The following is a 21,532-nucleotide window of genomic DNA, read 5'->3' as shown; positions in this document are numbered from 1 at the left end:
AAAGCGCGGGATTATAGCCTGAATCGAGGCGCCGCCGGCAGACCCGGCGACGCAAGGCTCCAAGCCATCAGTGCGGGGTGTCGGCGGCGGGCTCGGCGCCCTTGTAGATGCGCCGCACCAGCGGGCCGATGGACAGGCCCTGGAGCAGGATCGACACCAGCACCACCACGTAGGTCAGGCTGAGGATCAGGTCGCGTTGCTCGCCCAGCGGCAGAGACAGCGCCAGGGCTACCGAGACGCCGCCGCGCAGGCCACCCCAGACGAGGATGCGGATGGTCCCGGCGGGCACCTGGCGGCGGCCGTTGTCGGTCTGCCGCAGCACGACGATGGCCGGGGCCACGGTGAGCAGGCGCGAGATCAGTACCGCGCCGCCGAGGACGAAGGCGGCGACCACGTGCAGCCAGTTGAATGGCAGCAGGAGCAGCTCCAGGCCGATCAGGGCGAACAGCAGGGCGTTGAGGATCTCGTCGATCAGCTCCCAGAACTTGTCGATGTAGCGTCGCGTTTCGTCGGACATCGCGTACTGCCGCGCCTGGTTGCCGATGATCAGGCCGGCCACCACCATGGCGATCGGCGCCGATACGTGCAGCCGCGCGGCCAGCGCCGCGCCGCCGATCACCAGGGCCAGGGTGAGCATGACTTCCACCTGGTACTGGTCGATGCCGCGCATCATCAGGAACACCCCGTAGCCCAGCGCCGCGCCGAACAGGATGCCACCGATGGCTTCCTGCACGAACAGCCAGGCGATGCTGGAAGCGGTGGGCGTTTCGCCGGCCAGCAGGATGCCCAGCAGGATGGTGAACACCACCACGGCAGTGCCGTCGTTGAACAGCGACTCGCCGACGATGGTGGTGGCCAGCGGCTTGGGCGCGCCGGCGGACCTGAGGATGCCAAGCACCGCGATGGGGTCGGTGGGCGAGATCAGCGCGCCGAACAGCAGGCAGTAGATGAAATCCACGTGCCAGCCGAAGAGGGCGAAGGTGTAGTAGGCCAGGTAGCCGATCACCGTGGTGGCGATCAGCACGCCGAAGGTTGCCAGCAGGCCAATGGGCCACTTGTAGTTGCGCAGGTCGGCGAGGTTCACGTGCAGGGCGCCGGCGAACAGCAGCGCGGGGAGGAACCAGGTCATCAACACATCGGAGAAGTCGATGCGGCTGATGATCTGCTGCATCTCGACCTCAAGCACCGGATAGCCGATCAGCGACATGCCCTGGGCGATGAAGGAAAAGATCAGCGCGGTGGCCATGACGCCGATGGTTGGCGGCAGGCGGATGAAGCGGTAGTTGACGTAGGTGAGCAGGGTGGTCAGCGCGATGAACGCCGCAGCCAGATCAAGCATGGCGATGAATCTCCGTGGTAGGCAAGAACGCCGGCCCCGAGTGACCTATCCATGGGTCGGGGGCACGCGAAAGGATCCCGATGATAACCGCTGAGCGAATCTGCGTGCGTTTTCGCCGGGCGCATCCGCCGTTGGGCAAGTAGCGCAGGGTGATGGTTCAGCCTGATCGCGACTTTTTTCAAAAAAAAGTTTGTCCGCCACAGCCCCCGGACCATGGGGGCTGAAGCCGAATGCGCGGCCGCGCGATGGCACAAGGATGGCAATTTTATTGAACGTAACGGCACGTACGGGGGTCCACCCCTTCGCGACGACAATCCGCAGGCGCTTTCGCAAGTACTTGATTCTCGTCGCGTTTAATCGAGGTCCCAGGTAAGTCTCAGGACGGGATCGAGCGTCACTTGAGCGCGGCGATGCCAGTCGCCGCGCACCCGAAGGGAGTCCCCCAACCATGGTGAAGTCCACCACGGGCAAGGCCCTGTTCGGCGTCTGCTTCGCAGTCGTTGTGCTGGCTTTGCTGATCCACTGGATCACCCCCGCCACTCTGTGGCAGTACCGCGAAGACCTGCTGTTCTACCTGCAGGCGCACCTGATCCTGGTGTTCGCGTCCATGTTTGCCGCCATCGTGGTCGGCATCCCCGCCGGCATGCTGCTCAGCCGGCCCGCCCTGCAAGGACAGGCCGAGCGCCTGATGCAGGTATTCAACGTCGGTAACACCATCCCGCCGCTGGCCGTACTGGCCATCGCCCTGGCGATAGTCGGGATCGGCAACGGCCCGGCGATCCTCGCGCTGTTCCTCGCTTCGCTGCTACCCATCGTGCGCAATACCTACGAGGGCCTGCGCGCCGTGCCGGCCTCGCTCAAGGAAGCGGCCACCGGCATCGGCATGACGCCGCGGCAGGTGCTGCTGCGGGTCGAGTTGCCCAATGCGGTGCCGTTGATCATGGGCGGCGTGCGCATCGCCCTGGCGCTGAATGTCGGCTCCGCGCCGCTGGCCTTCCTGATCGGCGCCAACAGCCTGGGCAGCCTGATCTTCCCCGGCATCGCCCTGGACGACCAGTCCAAGCTGCTGCTCGGCGCCGTGTGCACCGCGCTGCTGGCGCTGGTGCTCGACGGCCTGGTGGTGCTGTTCAGCCGCGGCTTCCTGGAACGGGGGCTGGTGAAATGACCATGGCCTATCTGAAAGGAGCCCGCATGACACGACGTCTGCTCGGCGCGCTGGGCCTCGTGCTCGCCGCTTCAACCGGTCTCGCGCAGGCGGCCGATGTGATCCGCATCGGCGGCAAGCCGTTCACCGAGCAGCGCCTGCTCACCGCCATCACCGCGCAGTACCTGCAGAGCAAGGGCTACGAGGTGAAGGTCACCAATGGACTGGGCAGCACCCTGGCGCGCAGCGCGCAGCAGAGCGGCCAGCTGGACCTGGTCTGGGAGTACACCGGCTCGTCGCTGATCGTCTACAACAAGGTCAAGGACAAGCTCGATGCCAAGCAGTCGCTGGCCAGGGTCCGCGAACTGGACGGCAAGAAGGGGCTGGTCTGGCCCACGCCTGCACCGTTCAACAACACCTATGCGCTGGCGATGCCCGAGGAGCAGGCCGAACAGCTTGGGGTGCGTACCCTCAGTGACCTCGCCCGGGTAATGAAAGAGCAGGGCGACAAGCAGACCCACCTGTTCGCCATGGACCCGGAGTTTGCCGGCCGCCCGGATGGCCTTGCGCCGATGAGCGAGCTGTACGGCTTCCACTTCACCCGCGACGACGTGCGGCAGATGGATGCCGGGCTGGTGTACACCGCGCTGAAGAACCGCCAGGTGTTCGTCGGCCTCGTCTACACCACCGATGGCCGCCTGAAGGACTTCAAGCTGCGCGTGCTGGAAGACGACAAGCAGTTCTTCCCGTTCTACAACGCCGCGCCGGTGATGCGTGCCGACCTGCTGCAGAAGCATCCCGAGCTGAAGACGCTGTTCGACCCCATCGCCAGGCTGCTCGACGACAAGACCATGCAGGCGCTCAACGCCCAGGTCGATATCCAGCAGGAGCCGGTGCAGCGTGTGGCGCAGCAGTTCCTGCGCGAGCACCAGCTGATCGGCGACAACGCGCAGACCACGCAGAAGCAGCCTGCCGGGGAGGAGAACTGACATGGACTTCATGACCGTGATTTCCCGCCTCGACTGGGTGCAGGTCGGCCAACTGACGCTGCAGCACCTGATGCTGGTGTCCGTTGCCGTAGGCCTGGCGATTGTCGTCGGCGTGCCGCTGGGCGTGCTGATGACGCGCTTCAAGTGGCTCGCCGGGCCGTTGCAGGGCGCCGCTACCGTGGTGCTGACCATCCCGTCCATCGCGCTGTTCGGCCTGATGCTGCCGCTCTACTCGAAGATCGGCCAGGGCCTCGGCCCGCTGCCGGCGATCACCGCGGTGTTCCTCTATTCGCTGCTGCCGATCCTGCGCAACACCTACCTGGCGCTGACCAACGTCGAGCCCGGTATCCGCGAAGCCGGCAAGGGTATCGGCATGACCTTCTGGCAGCGCCTGCGGATGGTCGACATCCCCATCGCCGTGCCGGTGATTCTCGCCGGCGTGCGTACCGCCGTGGTGATGAACATCGGCGTGATGACCATCGCCGCGGTGATCGGCGCCGGCGGCCTGGGCGTGCTCATCCTCAATTCCATCAGCCAATCCAACATGCCCATGCTGGTGGTCGGCGCGGTCCTGGTGAGCCTCCTCGCCATCGCCGCCGACCTGCTGCTGCAGTGGCTGCAGCGTGCGCTCACCCCGAAGGGCCTGCGCCCGCAGACAGGAGACTGAACATGATCGAACTCGACCAACTGACCAAGACCTTCACCCTCAAGGACGGCAAGGAATTCCGCGCCGTGGACAAGGTCAGCCTGACCGTGGAGAAGGGTGAGATCTGCGTGTTCCTCGGCCCCTCCGGCTGCGGCAAGACCACCACGCTGAAGATGATCAACCGCATCATCCAGCCTACCTCCGGGCGTGTGCTGATCGACGGCCAGGACACCCGCGAGCTGGACGAAGTGACCCTGCGCCGCCACATCGGCTACGTGATCCAGCAGATCGGCCTGTTCCCCAACATGACCATCGAGGAAAACATCATGGTCGTGCCGCGCCTGCTCGGCTGGGACAAGCAGAAGTGCAAGGACAAGGCGCGCGAGCTGATGGCCATGGTCAAGCTCGAACCCAAGCAGTACCTGTCGCGCTATCCGCGCGAGCTGTCCGGTGGACAGCAACAGCGCATCGGGGTGATTCGCGCGCTGGCGGCGGATGCGCCGCTGCTGCTGATGGACGAGCCGTTCGGTGCGGTGGACCCGATCAACCGCGAGTCGATCCAGAACGAGTTCTTCGAGCTGCAGCGCAAGCTGGGCATGACCGTGATCATGGTCAGCCACGACATCGACGAGGCGATCAAGCTGGGCGACAAGGTGGCGGTGTTCAAGAGCGGCCGCCTGCTCCAGTTCGATCATCCGGACACGCTGCTGGCGCACCCGGCTGACGAGTTCGTCAGTGCCTTCACCGGCCAGGACAGCACGCTCAAGCGCCTGCTGCTGGTGCGCGCCGAGGATGCCGCGGACAGCAGCATCGTCACCGCCAACCCGCAGACCACGGTGGCAGAAGCGCTGGAGAAAATGGAGGAGGACGACCGCCGCTACCTGGTGGTGGTCGACGCCAACGGCAAGGGCCTGGGCTACGTGCGGCGCAAGGACATGCGCCGCAAGGATGGCGTGTGCAGCGACTTCCTCAACGAGTTCCGCGTCACCGCCAGCCACGACGAGCACCTGCGCATCCTGTTGTCGCGCATGTACGAGTTCAACAGCTCGTGGCTGCCGGTGCTCGATGCGGACGGACAGTTCCTTGGCGAGGTGACACAGGAGTCGATTGCCGATTACCTGAGCTCGGGGCGCTCGCGTGGGCGCAAGACCAATATCGTCTCGCCGGCGGAAGTCGCCCAGGCATCGTAGGGGGCTACCTGTAGGAGCGAGCTTGCTCGCGAACCCGATTCCCTGCTGCGGGGCCAGGTTCGCGAGCAAGCTCGCTCCTGCAAAAGCTTCTTTATCCCACTCGTAAACGTTCTCCCGCACCACCCATCCCGAACAGCTGAACTCCCCCCTCTGTCACCGGTCGTTAACTCAGTAGGCCGATGATGCTGAAACCCGTCGAAAGCCCCGTTCTGTGCGGTATTCCGTGCATTTTGTTGAGTATCCAAAACAGTCAACCGGCAGTGCGACAAAGGGATGTAAAAAAGCGGCAATTCAGGGTTGAACTCATGAACTTCAGGTCCTAAAGTTCGCGCCCGAACGTCCATGCTGGAAACGATCCATCCGGCTCAAGTACTGACGACGAGAGATAGCCGGTGCCTTGCCCCGGTATCGGTAATGCTCGGCGACATGCCTTGGGAAGTAGGCGAACCAAAGTGGGGAAACGGATTCGACGTTCAGCTTCACCCCTACGAATAACCTGTTCTGCCATTTGGAGTCCCAACCATGTCCATCAAGGTCGAGGATTACTTCGCCCCCGAAACCTTCCAGCGCATGAAGGCATTCGCCGACAAGCAGGAAACCCCCTTCGTCGTCATCGACAAGCAGACCATCGCCGATGCCTACGACCAGCTGACCGGCTGCTTCCCGTTCGCCAAGATCTACTACGCGGTGAAGGCCAACCCCGCCACCGAGATCACCGAGTTGCTGCGCGACAAGGGCTCGAACTTCGACATCGCTTCCATCTATGAGCTGGACAAGGTGATGAAGACCGGTGTGCGCGCCGAGCAGATCAGCTACGGCAACACCATCAAGAAAGCCCGCGACATTCGCTACTTCTACGAGAAGGGCGTGCGCCTGTTCGCCACCGACTCCGAAGCCGACCTGCGCAACATCGCCAAGGCCGCGCCGGGCTCCAAGGTCTACGTGCGCATCCTCACCGAGGGCTCCACTTCCGCCGACTGGCCGCTGTCGCGCAAGTTCGGCTGCCAGTCCGACATGGCCATGGATCTGCTGGTGCTGGCCCGCGACCTGGGCCTGGTGCCCTACGGCGTGTCCTTCCACGTTGGCTCGCAGCAGCGCGACATCGGCGTGTGGGACGCAGCCATCGCCAAGGTCAAGGTCATCTTCGAGCGCCTGAAGGAAGAAGACGGCATCGAACTGAAGCTGATCAACATGGGCGGCGGCTTCCCGGCCAACTACATCGCCAAGACCAACAGCCTGGAAACCTACGCCGAAGAGATCATCCGCTTCCTCAAGGAAGACTTCGGCGATGAGCTGCCGGAAATCATCCTCGAGCCGGGCCGCTCGCTGATCGCCAACGCCGGCATCCTGGTCAGTGAAGTCGTGCTGGTGGCGCGCAAGTCGCGTACCGCGGTGGAGCGCTGGGTGTTCACCGACGTGGGCAAGTTCTCCGGCCTGATCGAAACCATGGACGAGTCCATCAAGTTCCCGATCCACGTGGAGAAGGCGGGCGAGCTGGAAGAAGTGGTGATCGCCGGCCCGACCTGCGACAGCGCGGACATCATGTACGAGCACTACAAGTACGGTCTGCCGCTGAACCTGGCCGCTGGCGACCGCCTGTACTGGTTGTCCACCGGCGCCTATACCACCAGCTACAGCGCGGTGGAATTCAACGGCTTCCCGCCGCTGAAGGCGTTCTACCTGTAAGCCCAGCTTCAATGAAAAAGCCCCGCTGATGCGGGGCTTTTTCATTTCGTGTGCGGTGGGCTGGTGCTCCGTCGCAGGAGCAACTGTCTTCTCTGGATAGTCCGCCGCTGCGTCTTCCCCCTCACCCCAACCCTCTCCCAGGGGGAGAGGGAGCCGTCCGTGCCGGCTGTTGCCGACGTTTCATCCTGCACCGAACGGTCCCCTCTCCCCTTGGGAGAGGGCTAGGGTGAGGGTGGCCCAAGCGCAGAAGTATCTCGTAGGAGCGGACTGCGTCCGCGATCGATTCAAGACCGCCGAGGACATCCAGGGAGCACGATGCCCTTGTAGGAGCGAGCTTGCTCGCGAACACCTTGACCCCGCTGCGGAGGGCGGTTCGCGAGCAAGCTCGCTCCTACAGAGGACCCTGTGATCATGCCAGGCAGAATGAAAAACGCCCCGCGTTGCGGGGCGTTTTTCATGACATCAGCAAAGACTCAACCCTCGTTGGGCTGCGCCTTCACCGGTGCCTGTGCGGTGGCTGGCGCCTTGGTGCCGGTGGCGATTTCCTGCTGTTGTGCGGCCTTGTCCAGCGGCAGCTTGTCGAACTCGTGCAGGCCGTCCTTCTTGTACGGGTCGCCGATCCAGCGCGGCGCAGCGGCGAACTGCTGGTTCACCAGGCTCTTGGCCGGCTCGAAACGGTCATAGCTCAGGCCGGCGAGGTCCGACAGGGTGTGGATCAGGTGCGAGCTGCTGTAGGAGCGGTTGGCCACCGCCTGCAGGTCGCGGGGGTGCTCCGCCTGCCAGCTCGGCGAGGTCCAGACCATGAAAGGAATGGTGTACATCGGCCGGGTCGGGTCCATCTCGTTGCGGCCCAGGCGATCATGGTTGCCCGAGCTGTAGACCTCTTCGCCGTGGTCGGAGAGGTAGAGCATGAAGCCATTGGCGTTGGCGGCCGAGTAGCGCTTGATCAGGCTCGACACCACGAAGTCGTTGTAGCGCACCGCGTTGTCGTAGAAGTTGTAGGTCTCCACCTGGTCATCCGAGAGTGCCGAGGGCGCGCCCTGGCGGTCCTTGAAGTAGGCGAACTCGTCCGGATAGCGATAGCGGTAGTCCATGTGCGTGCCCAGCAGGTGGACGACGATGAACTTCTTCTGCGCCGGGTCCTTGAGGGCCTTCTCGAACGGGTCCAGCACCACGCCGTCGTACTGGCTGGCGTTCTGGTTGCGCTGGTTGTTCAGGTACGCCTGCTCGTCCGTCTGCTGGGAGAAGGTGGTGAGCATGGTGTTGCGCTTGGTCATCGTCTGCTGGTTGGTGATCCAGAAGGTCTTGTAGCCTGCCTGTTTCATCAGGTTGATCAGCGACGGATCAGTGAGGAATTTGTCCGGGTTCTGCTCATCACCGAAGGTGAGGATCTGCTGCATCACCTCGATGGTATAGGGGCGCGGTGCGACCACGTTCTGGAACACCGTCAGGCCCTGGCCGCTGGCGGCGAGGGCGTCGAGGTTCGGCGTGGTGTCGCGGCCGTAGCCGTACAGGTGCATGTGCTGGCGAGTGGTGGATTCGCCCAGCACCAGTACCAGGGTGCGCGGCGCGTCGCCGCTGCTGTCCTTGAGGTTCTGCAGGGGCGGCAGGGAGGCGTTCTGCTGCAGCAGCTTCTGCATGTTTTCCAGCTGCTGGCGGTACTGGACATAGCCGACCACCAACTGCCAGGGCACCGCCGGCTCCATGCGCGACTGTACCTTCTCCACGGCCTGGGCGAAGGTGCGCTCCTGGGTGACCATCTGCTTGTAGAACGGATAGACCAGGTTCAGCGCGACCAGCAGGATGGCCAGCGGTACGCGGGCATAGGCCGGCATGCTGACCGGGCGGATGCGCCTCCACAGCAGTACGGCGACCACGCTGTAGGCCAGCAGGGCCAGGCACAGCCAGAGGCTGAAGTACTGGCTGAAATACTCGCCGGCCTCGGCGGTGTTCGACTCGAACATCACGAAGATGACGCTCTGCGAGAACTCCTGCTTGTAGATGCCGAAGTAGCTCAGCCCCACCAGCGAGGCGCCCCAGAGCACCAGGCCGATGATCGCGGCGATGCCCTTGGTGAAGCGCGGCAGCAGCAGCGGCGGTGCGAGCCACAGGCTGCTGAGGAAGAACGCGTCGCGGAAGCCGGCGAAGCCGGTAGTGCCGCTGAACAGGATCAGCGCCTGGGTAACGCCGGAGAAGTACCAGAAGAACAGCAGGAGCCAGCCCAGGGCGGCCCAGTCCACGCGTTTGCGCGCTGCGGGAGATGATGTGTTCGACACTTGCGCCTCGTCGTTGCCAGGCGGCTGCCGAACGTTCCGGCAGCCAGGTTAGCCGGCGAAGCTAGCAAGACGGGCGTGAAAATTACGTCAAAGGGTGTCAGGCGACACCCATCTGTTTGGCAAGGTGATGCAGGTCCGACTCATCGCCCAGTTCGGCGGCGCGCTGGAAGTAGGCCAGGGTCAGCTCCCGCAGGCTGGGCGGCATGGAGGCGGCGAGCTGCTCGCGGGCCACGCGGAGGAAGTTGAGGTTGCCGCCTTCCAGCGCACGTTCCAGCCAGATACGCGCGGCTGGCAGGTCGCCACGCTCGGCAAGCACCGAGGCGTGGCTGAACTGGCCGCGGAAATCACCGGCTTCGGCCGACCGACGGTACCACCGGTGGGCGGCATCCAGGTCGCGCGGCACGACCAGGCCTTCCTCGTGGAAGCGCCCGACCAGGTTCATCGACTTGGCATGGCCCAGCGCCGCTGCGCTCTGGTACAGCGCCAGCGCGCGGGCGTCGTCGCGCTCTACGCCGCGCCCGGTGGAGAGCAGGTTGGCCAGGTTGTACATCGCCCAGTCGAGCTTGCGCTGCGCCGCTATCGCGTAGTGACGGGCGGCAGCGGCCTCATCCTGCGGGCAGCCCCAGCCGTGCTCCAGGCAGCGTCCGAGCATGTTGCGCGCCATGGCGTGGCCACGCTCGGCGGCGATGCCGAACCAGGTCAGGGCGAGGCCGGCATCCTGCTCGATGCCGTGGCCGTCGAGGAGGATCTGGCCGAGCAGTGCCTGGGCTTCGAGGTCGCCATCGCGGGCGCCGGCAAGGATCAGCCGGGCAGCCTGTCGTGGGTTGTCGGCGAGTTGACCGGTGAGGTCTTCGGCGTTGATTTCTTCAGTGCGGCGCAGGACAAAGCTCATGGCGGGTCAGACGTCCACCCAGCGGCGCAGCAGGTTGTGGTAGGTGCCGGTCAGCTCGATCAGCGCCGGATGCTCCGGCACATCGCGGGTCAGCGCCTGGATCGACTGGTCCATCTGGAACAGCAGGGCGCGCTGGCTGTCTTCGCGCACCAGGCTCTGGGTCCAGAAGAACGAGGCGATGCGCGCGCCGCGGGTCACCGGGTTGACCTTGTGCAGGCTGGTGGCGGGGTAGAGCACCAGGTCGCCGGCCGGCAGCTTCACCTGCTGGGTGCCGTAGGTGTCCTGGATCACCAGTTCGCCGCCGTCGTAGTCATCGGGGTCGCTGAAGAACAGCGTCGAGGACACGTCGGTGCGCACGCGCTCGCGGCCGCCCTGGGTGTCTCGCACGGCGTTGTCGATGTGGAAGTCGAACGAACCACCGCCGGTGTAGCAGTTGAACAGCGGCGGGAAGACCTTGCTCGGCAGTGCGGCGGACTGGAACAGCGGGTTGCTCCACAGGCGCTGCAGCATGGCCTCGCCGATCTCGCGGGCCAGCGGATGGTCCTGCGGCAGTTGCAGGTTGTGCTTGGCGCGGGACGACTGGTAGCCGGCGGTGACCTTGCCGTCGGCCCACTCGGCCTGCTCCAGGGCGGCGCGGATGCGCGCCACCTCATCGCGGGTGAAGACGCCAGGAATGTGCAGCAGCATGGGCCGGTTCCATCAGGTTCGATAATTTGCCAATGATAATGATTTGCAACAGATCGGTACAACCGCCATACCCCTACTTCCGACAGGGAGAAAGTGTAAAAGTTGTAAATCATCTGCGTATGGTAATGAATGTGAATTGATACAAATTCTTATTTGCAATAGATTGCGCGGCCTTCATGAGCCCCTGGGGAGGGAGTTTCGATGTCGCGTCAATCCACCGAGTTCGCCGGCAGCAAGCCGCGCCTTCTAGTCAGCGCTGTCGGCGTGGCGATCACCGCCATGTCCGGTACCCATCTGGCCCACGCCGCCGAAGCTTCGTCGAAGAAGTCCGGCCAGGACGTGCTGTCCCTGGACGCCGACACCGTCGTCGGCACCCAGCAGCAGGACCCGACCACCTACAACGTCGAGAAGTCCGCGTCGAAGAAGTACACCGCGCCGCTGCTGGATACGCCGCGCTCGGTAACCGTGGTGCCGCAGCAGGTGATCAAGGACACCGGCGCGCTGACCCTGCAGGACGCCCTGCGTACCGTGCCGGGCATCACCTTCGGCGCCGGCGAGGGTGGTAACCCGACGGGTGACCGTCCGTTCATCCGTGGTTTCGACGCACAGAGCGACACCTACGTCGACGGCGTGCGCGACACCGGCGCGCAGTCCCGCGAAGTCTTCAACCTCGAACAGATCGAAGTCAGCAAAGGCCCGAACTCGGCCTTCGGTGGCCGCGGCTCGGCCGGTGGCAGCCTGAACCTGATCAGCAAGCAGGCCAAGGCCGGCAACTTCACCGACGGCAGCTTCACCTACGGCTCCGACCAGACCCGCCGCTACACCCTCGACACCAACCAGGAATTCCTCGACGGCAACGCCGCCTTCCGCCTCAACCTGATGACCCACGACCAGAACGTCGCCGGTCGCCAGGCGGTGGACGCCAGCCGCTGGGGTATCGCGCCGTCGCTGACCTTCGGCCTCAACGGTCCGACCCGCGTCACCGTCAGCCACTACCACCTGGAAAGCGACGACACCCCGGACTCCGGCATCCCCTACGCCAAGAGCGCCGACCGCAGCAAGCACAACCCCGACAAGCCGGTGAATGTCGACCGCGACAACTACTACGGCCTGGAGGACCGCGACTTCCAGAAGAGCCGCATCGACACCAGCACCATTACCTTCGAGCACGACTTCAACGATGCCCTGGGCCTGCGCAACACCCTGCGCTACGGCACCGCGCACCAGGACTACATCTGGACCCAGCCCGACGACAGCCAGGGCAACATCAACAACGGCACGGTCTGGCGCCGCAACAACAACCGCGTCAGCACCACCACAACCGCGACCAACCAGACCGACCTGTTCGGCGAGTTCTACCTGGCCGGCTTCAAGAACAGCTTCACCACCGGCCTGGAATTCACCCGCGAGGACAGCAAGCGTGACGGCTATACGGTGAACACCAACACCGGTTCCAGCGCTGGCGCCAACAAGTGCCGCCCGGCCATCGTCGGCGCGCCCAGCGGCTACAACTGCACCAGCCTGGAAAACCCGAACCCGCACGACCCGTGGAACGGCAGCATCGTCCGCAACTACAAGCCGCTGAACACCGTGGCCACCACCAAGGCGATCTACGGCTTCGATACCATCGACCTGAACGAGCAGTGGCAGGTCAACGTCGGCGCGCGCTTCGACAGCTTCGAGACCACCGCGAAGAACCATGGCGTGTCGCCGACCACCAAGTTCGAAGACAGCTCCAGCTTCTGGAACTGGCAGGCTGGCGTGGTCTACAAGCCGGCGCCCAACGGCAGCATCTACGCCTCCTATGCCACCTCCGCGACCCCGCCGGGCTCGATGCTGGACAACGGTGACACCGGCAACGCCGTGGACACCTTCGCGGTGAAGAACAACCTGGAGCCGGAAGAAACCACCAACTACGAAATCGGCACCAAGTGGAACTTCCTCGATGAGCGCCTGGAGCTGACCGCAGCGATCTTCCGCACCGACAAGGACAACGCCCGCGTACTGGTCGCCAACCAGACCTACGACAACGCCGGCCAGTCCCGCGTCGACGGCATCGAGCTGTCCGCCAGCGGCAAGATCACCGACAAGTGGAAAGTCTTCGCCGGCTACAGCTACCTCGACAGCGAGCTGGTCAAGGCCGGCAAGGCGGGTCGTACCGGCACGGTGAACGCCACTGCACCGTCCAACGACGGCAACAAGATGCCTAACACCCCGGAAAACAGCTTCAGCCTGTGGACCACCTACGACGTCCTGCCCAATGCCACCATCGGCGGCGGCACCTTCTACGTCGACAAGGTGTACGGCGATGTGGCCAACACCATGTATGTCCCGGACTACTGGCGCTACGACGCGATGGCTTCCTACAAGCTGAGCAAGAACCTCGACTTCCAGCTCAACGTGCAGAACGTCTTCGACAAGCAGTACTTCGACAAGGCCTATGCCGCGCACTACGCGTCGCAGGCGGCCGGCCGCACCGTGCTGCTGTCCACCAACTTCCACTTCTAAGGGCGCGCACTCCTGGCGACCCGCCCCGGCCGATGCTCCTCGGCCGGGGTTTTTCTTTGTCCGGGCCTTTTCCGCTGAGGGTAAGGCCAGGGTAAAGATTGTTAAAACGGCTGCGTTTGCGAGCCATTCTCATTAAAATGCCCGCCCTGCGTGATGGGTGTCCGAAGGTGAAGCCGCGGTGTTGAAGAAAGTCCTTTTCCAGTTGCATTGGCTGTTCGGTATCAGCGCAGGACTTGTGCTGGCGCTGATGGGCATCACCGGGGCGATGCTGTCGTTCCAGGACGAGATCCTGCGCGCCATCAACCCCGACAGCCTGGTGGTGGAGAAGCGCGCCGAGTCCGTGCTGCCGATGGACGAACTGATCCGCCGGGTGGAAAGCGCCGAACCAGGCAAGAAGGTCGCCTTCTTCTGGCTCAAGACCGAGGGCGTGGAATCCGCGCGCATTTTCTTCACTCCGCCACCGGGCCAGCGCCGTGGCGAATCCCTGTATGTCGATCCCTACACCGCAGAAGCCCTGCCCGCGCCAGTGGGCGAGGGCGCCTTCATGTTCATCATGCAGCTGCATCGCTTCCTCGCCGCCGGCGAAGTCGGCCAGCGGATCACCGGCGCCTGCACCCTGATCCTGATCTTCTTCTGTCTCTCTGGCCTGTACCTGCGCTGGCCGCGCAAGGCGCTGAACTGGCGCACCTGGCTGACCTTCGACTGGCGCAAGAAAGGCCGCGCCTTCAACTGGGACCTGCACGCCGTGGCCGGTACCTGGTGCCTGGTGTTCTACCTCCTGGCCTCGCTGACCGGCCTGTACTGGTCCTACGAGTGGTACCGCAACGGCCTGTTCAAGCTGCTCGACGACGCCCCCGCCGGCCAGGCCAAGGGCGGCCAGCGTGGCGGCGGTAAACGCGGCCCGGCGCCCGAGGGCCCGCCGCCGGTAGTCGATGCCACTGCCATCTGGAACACCATCCAGCAGACCGGCGGCTCCGCCATGACCGCCTACAACCTGCGCCTGCCGCCGGTGAAGGGCCAGCCGGCCACCGTCTTCTACCTTCTCGATGACGCTGCCCACGAGCGCGCCTTCAACGAGATGACCATCGACCCGGCCAGCGGCAAGCTGCTCAAGGACCGCCGCTACAACGACAGCAGCGCCGGCAAGCAACTGCTCACCAGCGTGTACGCCCTGCACGTCGGCAGCTATTTCGGCCTCACCGGACGCATCCTGATGATGCTCGCCAGCCTGGCCATGCCGCTGTTCTTCATCACCGGCTGGCTGCTCTACCTTGATCGCCGCCGCAAGAAGCGCGCAGCGCTGGCCGCCCGCGGCGAGCTGGGTACTACGGCTGGTGGTGCCGACTCCTGGTTGATCGGCTACGCCAGCCAGAGCGGCTTCGCCGAGCAACTGGCCTGGCAGAGCGCCGGTCAGCTGCAGGCTGCTGGCCTGCCGGTACGCGTCGAACCGCTGGGCAAGCTGGACCGCGTGCAGCTGGAGCAGACCCGCAATGCGCTGTTCGTGGTCAGCACTTTCGGCGAAGGCGAGGCTCCGGACAGCGCCCGTGGCTTCGAACGCCAGGTGCTCGGCCAGGCCCTCGGCCTCAACGACCTGCGCTTCGCCGTGCTGGCCCTGGGCGACCGTCAGTATGAGCACTTCTGCGGCTTCGCCCGGCGCATGCAGGGCTGGTTGCAAGGGCAGGGCGCGCGCCCGCTGTTCGATGGCGTGGAAGTGGACAACGGCGACGCCGCCGCGCTGCATGACTGGCAAGTGCGCCTGGCCGAACTCTCCGGCACCGCGCCGCAAGCGGCCTTCAGCGCACCAGCCTTCGAGGTGTGGACGCTGAGTGGTCGTGAGCACCTCAATCCTGGCAGCCAGGGCGAGTCCACCTGGTTGCTGCGCCTGACTGCGCCCAGCGATTCGCAGGTCGACTGGGCCGCCGGCGACCTGGTGGAAATCCTTCCGCGCCAACCGGAATTCCTCGTCAGCCAATGGCTCGAACGCCTCGGCCTCGACGGCTCCGGCAGCGTGCAGGTGGATGGCCTGGCCATGCCACTCAAGGACGCCCTGGCCGGCTGCCTGCTGCCGGGCAACCTCGAACATCTGGTCGGCCAGCACGGTCAGGCAGTGGTTGATGCGCTGATCAAGCTCTCGGTGCGCCAGTACTCCATCGCTTCGCTGCGCAGCGAAGGCGCCCTGGAGCTGATCGTGCGCCAGGAGCAGCACGCCGACGGTTCGCTGGGCATCTGCTCCGGCTGGCTGACCGAGTACCTGCCCGAGGGCGGCAGCCTGCTGCTGCGCTTGCGCCGCAACCGCAGCTTCCATCTCACCGAGGATGACCGTCCGCTGATCCTCATCGGCAACGGTACCGGCATCGCCGGCCTGCGCGCGTTGCTGCAGGCGAGCGTAGCCGAAGGCCGCTCGCGCAACTGGCTGCTGTTCGGCGAGCGCAACATCGCCCACGACTTTTACTGCCGCGACGAGCTCGAAGGCATGCTCGCGCGCGGCGAGCTGCAGCGCCTGGACGTCGCCTTCTCCCGCGACCAGGCCGAGAAGGTCTACGTGCAGGACCGCCTGCGCGCCAGCGGCGAAGCGCTCGCCCAGTGGCTGCAAGAGGGCGCGGTGATCTACGTCTGCGGTAGCCTGCAAGGCATGGCCGAGGGAGTCGATCGCGCCCTGCGCGAGATGCTCGGCGATGCCGAGGTCGAGATGTTGCTGGAGAGCGGTCGCTACCGGCGCGACGTGTATTGAGCGGGCGTTGGGCGTAGCCCATCGCGGACGGAGTCCACTCCCGCGCTCAGAATGACCGGCTTTTCGTAGGAGCGAGCTTGCTCGCGAACGGATTTGCCGGCGACTCCAGCGCCGGACGGGTTCGCGAATTTCGTAGGGCGCATAACGCGTCAGCGTTATCCGCCGATTGGCAGCCGAGCCGGCGGATAACCTGTTCCAGGTTATTCGCCCTACGCAGGGCTCCTCACATGGCGCAAACAAAAAGGCCCCCGCGAATGCGGAGGCCTTTCTTTTGCTATCGGAGCGTTTGAATCCAGCCGCTCAGATCCACAGGAACAGCGCCAGCACCGCCGCGAAGAAGCCCCATTTCTGCAGGTAATACAGCTTGCGGTTGCGCTTCTTCAGGGCCTTGCCCTGCAGGCGGATCTTGTACAGCGAGGCGAAGGCGCGGTTGATGCCGCCGGTCTTGTCGCCCGCGTCGTTGGGCGAGGCGGCAGCGGCCATTACGTTGCGGCTGAACCAGCGGTTGAACGCCGTCACCCAGCCGTACTTCAGCGGCCGCTCGATGTCGCAGAAGAGAATCACCCGGTCATGCTCCGTGGTGTTCTCGGCGTAGTGGATATAGGTTTCGTCGAACACCACCGCCTCACCGTCGCGCCAGTGGTAGCGCTCGCCGTCCACTTCGATGAAGCAGCCCGGATCGTTCGGCGTCAGCAGGCCCAGGTGGTAGCGCAGCGAACCGGCATAGGGATCGCGGTGGCGCACCAGGCGCGAGCCCGGCGGCAGCTCGGCGAACATCGCCGCCTTCACCGACGGAATCTGCCGCAGCAGCTCGGTGGTCTTCGGGCACAGGGCGTCGGCGGACGGATGGCTGTCGTCGTACCACTTCAGGTAAAAGCGCTTCCAGCCGGTCTTGAAGAACGAGTTGAAGCCAACGTCGTTGAGCTGGTCGGAGCGCTTGATGCTGCCGGCGTCGCGCAGGTGCAGGGCTTCGCTGCGGATGGCTTCCCAGTTCTCGGTCAGCAGGCGCATCTCCGGGAACTGCTCGGTCGCCAGGTACGGGCGGCTGGGTACCCTGGAGAACAGGTACATCAGGCAGTTGATCGGCGCCAGGAAGCTGGAGTGGTCGCTCAGCTGGCGCGTGAACTTGTGGCGCACCCGCCCACGCAGGTGGACATAGACGATGCTCAGGCCGAAGGCGGCCAGGATGGCGGCTTTGATCATTCGGAGGAGGTATCCGCTACTACAGACCGTGGATAGTACTCCTCCTGAACGTGACTGAGTATTCTCCGAAGGCCAAAGGCCATGCTCTGCTTTAACCTGTAGAAAATCTGGAAGGATGGCGACACCGATGAGCGAGCGCACGACGCGAATCCTGCTGAACTGCGACATGGGCGAAAGCTTCGGCGCCTGGCGCATGGGCGATGACGCCCACGCCATGCCGCTGATCGACCAGGCCAATCTCGCCTGCGGCTATCACGCGGGCGACCCGCTGACCATGCAGCGCACCGTCCGTCTGGCGGTAGAGCAGGGCGTCAGCATCGGTGCGCACCCCGCGTACCCGGACCTGGCCGGCTTCGGTCGCCGCCACATGAACTGCTCACCCGAGGAGGTCCACGCCCTGGTGCTCTACCAGATCGGCGCGCTGGACGCTTTCTGCCGCGCCGCCGGCACCCAGGTGGCCTACGTGAAGCCCCACGGCGCGCTGTACAACGATCTGGTGCGCGACGATGCGCTGCTCGCAGCGGTGCTCGATGCCTGCTCTGCCTACCGCAAGCGCCTGCCGCTGATGGTGCTGGCCCTGGCCGACAACAGCCGCGAGCTGCAACTGGCGGATGCCGCCGACGTGCCGCTGATGTTCGAAGCCTTTGCCGACCGCGCCTACCTGCCCGATGGCCAGCTCGCCCCGCGGCGGCTGGCCAACGCCGTGCACCACGAGCCGCAACGCATCCTCGACCAGGCCCTGGCTATCGCCCGTGGCGAAGCCTTCCCGGACATCGACGGCAACCCGCTGCGTCTGCGCGCCGACAGTCTCTGTGTGCATGGCGACAACCCCGAATCCCTGGCGGTGCTGCGGCGCCTGCGTGGCCTGCTGGACCAGGCATGATCCGTATCGAAGCTTTCGGCGCCACGGCGCTGCTGATCACCCTCGCGGAGCAGCCCGACGATACCCTGCTGCTGCGCATCGCCTGGCTGGCCGAGCGCCTGCGCATTGAGTTGGGGGCGGCGCTGACCGATTGCGTGCCGGGCTGGACCACGTTGCTGCTGCACTACGACCTGCTGCGCATCGACCTGCCGCAACTGCAAGGCCACGTGCAGGCCGTGCTCGCGCAGTGGCCCGATGACTCCCACGCCGACCGTGCCGGGCGCCTGCATGATATTGCCGTGTGGTATGCCGGCGAGGATCTCGCGGAAGTCGCCCGGCTGTGCGGGCTTACCTCCGCCCAGGTGATCGATCTGCACGCCGGTCGCGACTATCGCGTCGGCGCCATCGGGTTCTCTCCCGGCTTCGCCTACCTCGGCGAGCTGGACGAACGTCTCGCCCTGCCGCGTCGGCCGACACCGCGCACGCACGTGCCTGCTGGCAGCCTGGCGATTGCCGAGCGGCAGACGGCGGTTTATCCACAGGCCTCGCCCGGCGGTTGGCATCTGCTGGGGCGTACCGCGCAGCGCCTGTTCGATCCGCGCGAGGAGCCACCCTGTCCGCTGGCCGTGGGCGATCGGGTGCGCTTCGTGCCTATCGACGAAGCGGCCTTTCGAGCTGCGGGCGGTGTCGCATGAGCCTGAGGGTCAGCGCTTGCGGCCCGCTTTGCCTGCTGCAGGATGGCGGGCGCCAGGGCTGGCAGCGGCTCGGCGTATGCCCCGGCGGCCCTGTGGATAAGCAGGCCGCGGCCTGGGCCAACCGCCTGCTCGGCAATCCCTGTGGCAGCGCGTTGCTGGAGATTGCCCTGGGCGGCCTGGAGCTGGAGGCGCAGGACGATACCTGGCTGGCGCTGACGGGAGCCGAGCTGCCGGCGACTCTCGATGGTGAGCCCCGGCAGGGCTGGTCGCGCTTTCGCGTCCGTGCCGGGCAACGCCTGAAGCTGGGCTTCGCCCGTGCCGGGCAGCGTGCCTATCTGGCCGTCGCTGGCGGTTTTTGCGCGGCTCCCGTGTTGGGCAGCGTTGCAACCCAGACGCGGGAACGGCTCGGCGGCCTTGCCGGTAATGGCGAGCCGCTGGCCGCAGGGGATGTGCTGGCGTGTGCCGCTATCGGCGAACAATTGCTGCGCGGTGCCAGCGTGCCCTGGCCTTATCGACCGGACTACTGCGAGCCCCCAATCCTGCGCGTGCTGCCCGGTCCGGATGCTTTCAGCGAGGGGCAGCGCCAGGCCTTCTTCGAGCAGAGCTGGCAGGTCAGCCCGCAATCCGACCGCATGGGCGTACGGCTGCGCGGCGAGGCGCTCAGCGCGCCTCGCCGGCAATGGTCGCTGGGGATCGTGGAGGGGGCCATCCAGGTGCCGCCGGACGGCCAGCCGATCATCCTGCTGGCCGACCGCCAGAGCATGGGCGGCTACCCGTTGCTGGGCGTGTTGCACCCGCTGGACATCGGCCGTCTGGCGCAATGCCCGGCGCGCAGCCAGGTGCGCTTCGTCCCGGCCAGCGTGGAACAGGCGCAGGCGGACCTGCGCGCGTTCCTGAGGTTTTTCGCTACTTAGGCAGATGCCGCAGCGGCAGCGGCGCAGATTCCTTCACCGTCTGGATGGCGAAGTTGCTGCGGATGTCGCTGACGCCCGGCAGCTTGAGCAGCGTGCCGGTGAGGAACTGTTCGTAGGCGCGCAGATCGGGCAGCACCACCTGCAGGAGAAAGTCTGCCTCGCCGCTGACCAGGTGTACCGAGATGACTTCCGGCAGGTCGATCACCGCCTGGCGGAAGGCGGCGGCGCTGGTGTTGCTGTGGCGCTCGACCTTCACCCCGACAAACACTGTCAGGCCCAGGCCGACTTCGTCACGGCCCAGCGCGGCGTGGTAGCCACGGATCATCCCGGCCTCTTCCAGGAGGCGCACCCGGCGCAGGCAGGGCGAAGGTGACAGGCCAATCTCTTCGGCGAGCTGGACGTTGGTCAGGCGGCCATCGCGTTGCAGAGCGGCGAGGATACGGTGGTCGTAGGCATCCAGTTTCGGGGTTGGCATGGGTGGCTAGTCGATTGCTTCAAGATTGGCAGGACATGCCAAATTGATGCCTGATACTGGTCGAATACGCAAGCACCTGCCCTGGGCTTCAGGCATAGAATCCTTATCCGCAATGACTTCTTCGGAGTGGCGATTGTGGATATCGGTGTCTTCCTGCTGGCCTTGGCGATGGTCTACCTGCTGCCCGGGCCGGACATGCTTCTCCTGCTGCACACCGGTGCCCGCGATGGTTGCCGCGTCGCTCTGGCAACCGCCGTGGGTCTCGGCGTGGCCCGTGGCTGCCATGTCGCCCTGGCCGCGACCGGGCTGGCGCTGCTGTTCCGCAGCGCGCCGTGGACGTTCGATGTGGTACGCATTGGTGGCGGGTGCTACCTGGCCTGGATCGGCCTGCAACTGCTGCGTGCGCCGGTGGGTTTGCCGGTGGCACCGAGCGCGGCCGGGTTATCCGCCGTCAGCTACCGGCGCGCATTTCGCCGGGGCCTGCTGACCAACCTGCTCAATCCCAAGGCGTTGCTGTTCTGCTCGGTGCTGCTGCCGCAATTCATCCATCCGCAGAATGGCCCGCTGGCGCTGCAATTCGGACTGTTGGGCGGCGCACTGGTGGTGGTCGGGCTGGGCTTCGACAGCTTCTACGCCGTCAGCGGCGAGCGCATGGGCCGCTGGCTGGCGCGGCACCGGACGATGCAGCGCGTGCAGCAGTGGGGCTTCGGCGCCGTCCTGCTGGGTTTCGGCGCGCGCCTGGCGCTGATCCGTGATCTGTAGGGACAGTTTCGGTGCGGTGGTGAGCCAGTTGGAGAACAGCGCAAACGGCTCTTCGTAGGAGCGAGTTTGCTCGCGAACTGATTCCGTCGCTGGGCCTGTTCGCGAGCAAGCTCGCCCCTACAGGTCTTCCGGGAGGATTTTCCACAGGCGTGCCACGGACGGCTTCTGTGGATTGCGTGCAACCACCAGCAGGCCGACGTCGCCACCGCGCAGCTCTCGCACCAGCTGTTCGCCCCTGCGCTGCTGCATGCCTGCGGCGAGGTATCCCAGGGCGATACTCGCGGCGGCGGGATGGGTGGCGACCGGCACGTAGCTGCCGTCGTCCATATCCAGCACCACATGCTGTTCGCCGGGTTCCGGAGTGGGGAGGTGCAGGTTGGCCTTGAGCAGGTGCGCCAGGGCCTCTCTGCGATGTGCGGCGGACATCTGCTCCCGGAGGGCGCGCTCCAGTGGCAGGAATTCGTCCCTGGCCGCCACTTTCGGCTTCACCTCAGGGAGTGGCGCAGGTAGCTCGGCCTTCACGGGGGCGGGTT

18 protein-coding genes are annotated in these 21,532 nt (G+C 65.4%); 11 read left to right on the top strand and 7 right to left on the bottom strand.

Annotation, left to right across the window (positions count from 1 at the left end; all coding sequences use genetic code 11):
- Positions 1-67: 67 nt before the first annotated feature.
- Positions 68-1,339: a cation:proton antiporter gene (locus L6D89_RS15480; RefSeq protein ID WP_236175607.1), complete on the bottom strand. Its 1,272-nt coding sequence runs from the start codon at positions 1,337-1,339 to the stop codon at positions 68-70.
- Between the two features lie 448 nt (positions 1,340-1,787).
- Here L6D89_RS15480 and L6D89_RS15475 point away from each other — a divergent pair, with 448 nt between their 5' ends.
- The 5 genes from L6D89_RS15475 (at position 1,788) to L6D89_RS15455 (ending at position 6,994) form a co-directional block, all read left to right on the top strand.
- Positions 1,788-2,504: an ABC transporter permease gene (locus L6D89_RS15475; RefSeq protein WP_236200378.1), complete on the top strand. Its 717-nt coding sequence runs from the start codon at positions 1,788-1,790 to the stop codon at positions 2,502-2,504.
- Positions 2,505-2,530: 26 nt separating this feature from the next.
- Positions 2,531-3,472: a glycine betaine ABC transporter substrate-binding protein gene (locus L6D89_RS15470; protein WP_236175609.1), complete on the top strand. Its 942-nt coding sequence runs from the start codon at positions 2,531-2,533 to the stop codon at positions 3,470-3,472.
- A gap of 1 nt (position 3,473) precedes the next feature.
- Positions 3,474-4,139, top strand: coding sequence for an ABC transporter permease (locus L6D89_RS15465; RefSeq protein ID WP_236175610.1), 666 nt, complete (start codon positions 3,474-3,476; stop codon positions 4,137-4,139).
- Between the two features lie 2 nt (positions 4,140-4,141).
- Complete coding sequence (locus L6D89_RS15460; protein ID WP_045209530.1) at positions 4,142-5,308, top strand: osmoprotectant ABC transporter ATP-binding protein OsmV; 1,167 nt, start codon at positions 4,142-4,144, stop codon at positions 5,306-5,308.
- Between the two features lie 522 nt (positions 5,309-5,830).
- Positions 5,831-6,994: a type III PLP-dependent enzyme gene (locus tag L6D89_RS15455; protein WP_045209531.1), complete on the top strand. Its 1,164-nt coding sequence runs from the start codon at positions 5,831-5,833 to the stop codon at positions 6,992-6,994.
- A gap of 473 nt (positions 6,995-7,467) precedes the next feature.
- Here the strand turns inward: L6D89_RS15455 and L6D89_RS15450 are convergent, their stop codons facing one another.
- The 3 genes from L6D89_RS15450 to L6D89_RS15440 form a co-directional block, all read right to left on the bottom strand.
- Positions 7,468-9,270 carry a phosphoethanolamine transferase CptA gene (locus L6D89_RS15450; RefSeq protein WP_236175611.1) on the bottom strand — a complete coding sequence of 601 codons (1,803 nt, stop codon included), beginning with the start codon at positions 9,268-9,270 and terminating at the stop codon, positions 7,468-7,470.
- Between the two features lie 97 nt (positions 9,271-9,367).
- On the bottom strand, positions 9,368-10,162 hold the full coding sequence (locus L6D89_RS15445; protein ID WP_236175612.1) for a tetratricopeptide repeat protein: 795 nt from the start codon (positions 10,160-10,162) through the stop codon (positions 9,368-9,370).
- 6 nt (positions 10,163-10,168) lie between these two features.
- Positions 10,169-10,849 carry a Fe2+-dependent dioxygenase gene (locus L6D89_RS15440; protein WP_236175613.1) on the bottom strand — a complete coding sequence of 227 codons (681 nt, stop codon included), beginning with the start codon at positions 10,847-10,849 and terminating at the stop codon, positions 10,169-10,171.
- A gap of 201 nt (positions 10,850-11,050) precedes the next feature.
- Here L6D89_RS15440 and L6D89_RS15435 point away from each other — a divergent pair, with 201 nt between their 5' ends.
- Complete coding sequence (locus L6D89_RS15435) at positions 11,051-13,357, top strand: TonB-dependent receptor (RefSeq protein ID WP_236200377.1); 2,307 nt, start codon at positions 11,051-11,053, stop codon at positions 13,355-13,357.
- Between the two features lie 181 nt (positions 13,358-13,538).
- On the top strand, positions 13,539-16,088 hold the full coding sequence (locus tag L6D89_RS15430) for a sulfite reductase flavoprotein subunit alpha (protein WP_236200376.1): 2,550 nt from the start codon (positions 13,539-13,541) through the stop codon (positions 16,086-16,088).
- Between the two features lie 300 nt (positions 16,089-16,388).
- Here the strand turns inward: L6D89_RS15430 and lpxO are convergent, their stop codons facing one another.
- Entirely contained in the window at positions 16,389-17,288 is a 900-nt protein-coding gene (gene lpxO / locus L6D89_RS15425) for a lipid A hydroxylase LpxO (RefSeq protein WP_236175627.1), read from the bottom strand.
- Positions 17,289-17,418: 130 nt separating this feature from the next.
- On the opposite strand from lpxO, the gene L6D89_RS15420 reads away from it, so the two are divergent.
- The 3 genes from L6D89_RS15420 to L6D89_RS15410 are packed head-to-tail and all read left to right on the top strand — an operon-like array spanning position 17,419 to position 19,762.
- The gene (locus L6D89_RS15420; protein ID WP_236200375.1) at positions 17,419-18,174 is read left to right on the top strand and encodes a 5-oxoprolinase subunit PxpA; all 756 of its coding nucleotides are present in this window, start codon (positions 17,419-17,421) and stop codon (positions 18,172-18,174) included.
- A complete protein-coding gene (gene pxpB, locus L6D89_RS15415; RefSeq protein WP_236200374.1) occupies positions 18,171-18,848 on the top strand; it encodes a 5-oxoprolinase subunit PxpB in 678 nt (225 codons plus the stop codon). The genes L6D89_RS15420 and pxpB overlap by 4 nt, the downstream gene beginning before the upstream one ends.
- Entirely contained in the window at positions 18,845-19,762 is a 918-nt protein-coding gene (locus L6D89_RS15410; protein WP_236200373.1) for a 5-oxoprolinase subunit C family protein, read from the top strand. Before pxpB ends, L6D89_RS15410 begins: the two co-directional genes overlap by 4 nt.
- Here L6D89_RS15410 and L6D89_RS15405 read toward each other — a convergent pair.
- Positions 19,755-20,237, bottom strand: a complete 483-nt coding sequence (locus L6D89_RS15405) for an Lrp/AsnC family transcriptional regulator (RefSeq protein WP_236200372.1) — start codon at positions 20,235-20,237, stop codon at positions 19,755-19,757. The two genes, L6D89_RS15410 and L6D89_RS15405, sit on opposite strands and share 8 nt — an antisense overlap.
- Before the next feature lie 135 nt (positions 20,238-20,372).
- On the opposite strand from L6D89_RS15405, the gene L6D89_RS15400 reads away from it, so the two are divergent.
- Positions 20,373-20,999 carry a LysE family translocator gene (locus L6D89_RS15400; protein WP_236200371.1) on the top strand — a complete coding sequence of 209 codons (627 nt, stop codon included), beginning with the start codon at positions 20,373-20,375 and terminating at the stop codon, positions 20,997-20,999.
- Between the two features lie 117 nt (positions 21,000-21,116).
- Here L6D89_RS15400 and L6D89_RS15395 read toward each other — a convergent pair.
- Positions 21,117-21,532 (bottom strand): hypothetical protein (locus tag L6D89_RS15395; protein WP_236200370.1); only part of this gene is annotated, 416 nt, incomplete at its 5' end.

The organism is Pseudomonas pseudonitroreducens, assembly GCF_021603645.1.
GTDB classification, from domain to species: Bacteria; Pseudomonadota; Gammaproteobacteria; order Pseudomonadales; family Pseudomonadaceae; genus Pseudomonas; species Pseudomonas pseudonitroreducens.
The sequence above is the reverse complement of the archived record's forward strand: the minus strand, read 5'-3'. Positions and strand labels throughout refer to the sequence as shown.

Bases quoted from the DNA above. Each gene is read 5' to 3' on its own strand.
- L6D89_RS15460 (WP_045209530.1), top strand. From the start codon at position 4,142: ATGATCGAACTCGACCAACTGACCAAGACCTTCACCCTCAAGGACGGC.
- L6D89_RS15405 (WP_236200372.1), bottom strand. From the start codon at position 20,237: ATGCCAACCCCGAAACTGGATGCCTACGACCACCGTATCCTCGCCGCT.
- L6D89_RS15455 (WP_045209531.1), top strand. From the start codon at position 5,831: ATGTCCATCAAGGTCGAGGATTACTTCGCCCCCGAAACCTTCCAGCGC.
- L6D89_RS15420 (WP_236200375.1), top strand. From the start codon at position 17,419: ATGAGCGAGCGCACGACGCGAATCCTGCTGAACTGCGACATGGGCGAA.
- L6D89_RS15470 (WP_236175609.1), top strand. From the start codon at position 2,531: ATGACACGACGTCTGCTCGGCGCGCTGGGCCTCGTGCTCGCCGCTTCA.
- L6D89_RS15465 (WP_236175610.1), top strand. From the start codon at position 3,474: ATGGACTTCATGACCGTGATTTCCCGCCTCGACTGGGTGCAGGTCGGC.
- L6D89_RS15440 (WP_236175613.1), bottom strand. From the start codon at position 10,849: ATGCTGCTGCACATTCCTGGCGTCTTCACCCGCGATGAGGTGGCGCGC.
- L6D89_RS15435 (WP_236200377.1), top strand. From the start codon at position 11,051: ATGTCGCGTCAATCCACCGAGTTCGCCGGCAGCAAGCCGCGCCTTCTA.
- L6D89_RS15445 (WP_236175612.1), bottom strand. From the start codon at position 10,162: ATGAGCTTTGTCCTGCGCCGCACTGAAGAAATCAACGCCGAAGACCTC.
- pxpB (WP_236200374.1), top strand. From the start codon at position 18,171: ATGATCCGTATCGAAGCTTTCGGCGCCACGGCGCTGCTGATCACCCTC.
- L6D89_RS15410 (WP_236200373.1), top strand. From the start codon at position 18,845: ATGAGCCTGAGGGTCAGCGCTTGCGGCCCGCTTTGCCTGCTGCAGGAT.
- L6D89_RS15475 (WP_236200378.1), top strand. From the start codon at position 1,788: ATGGTGAAGTCCACCACGGGCAAGGCCCTGTTCGGCGTCTGCTTCGCA.
- L6D89_RS15480 (WP_236175607.1), bottom strand. From the start codon at position 1,339: ATGCTTGATCTGGCTGCGGCGTTCATCGCGCTGACCACCCTGCTCACC.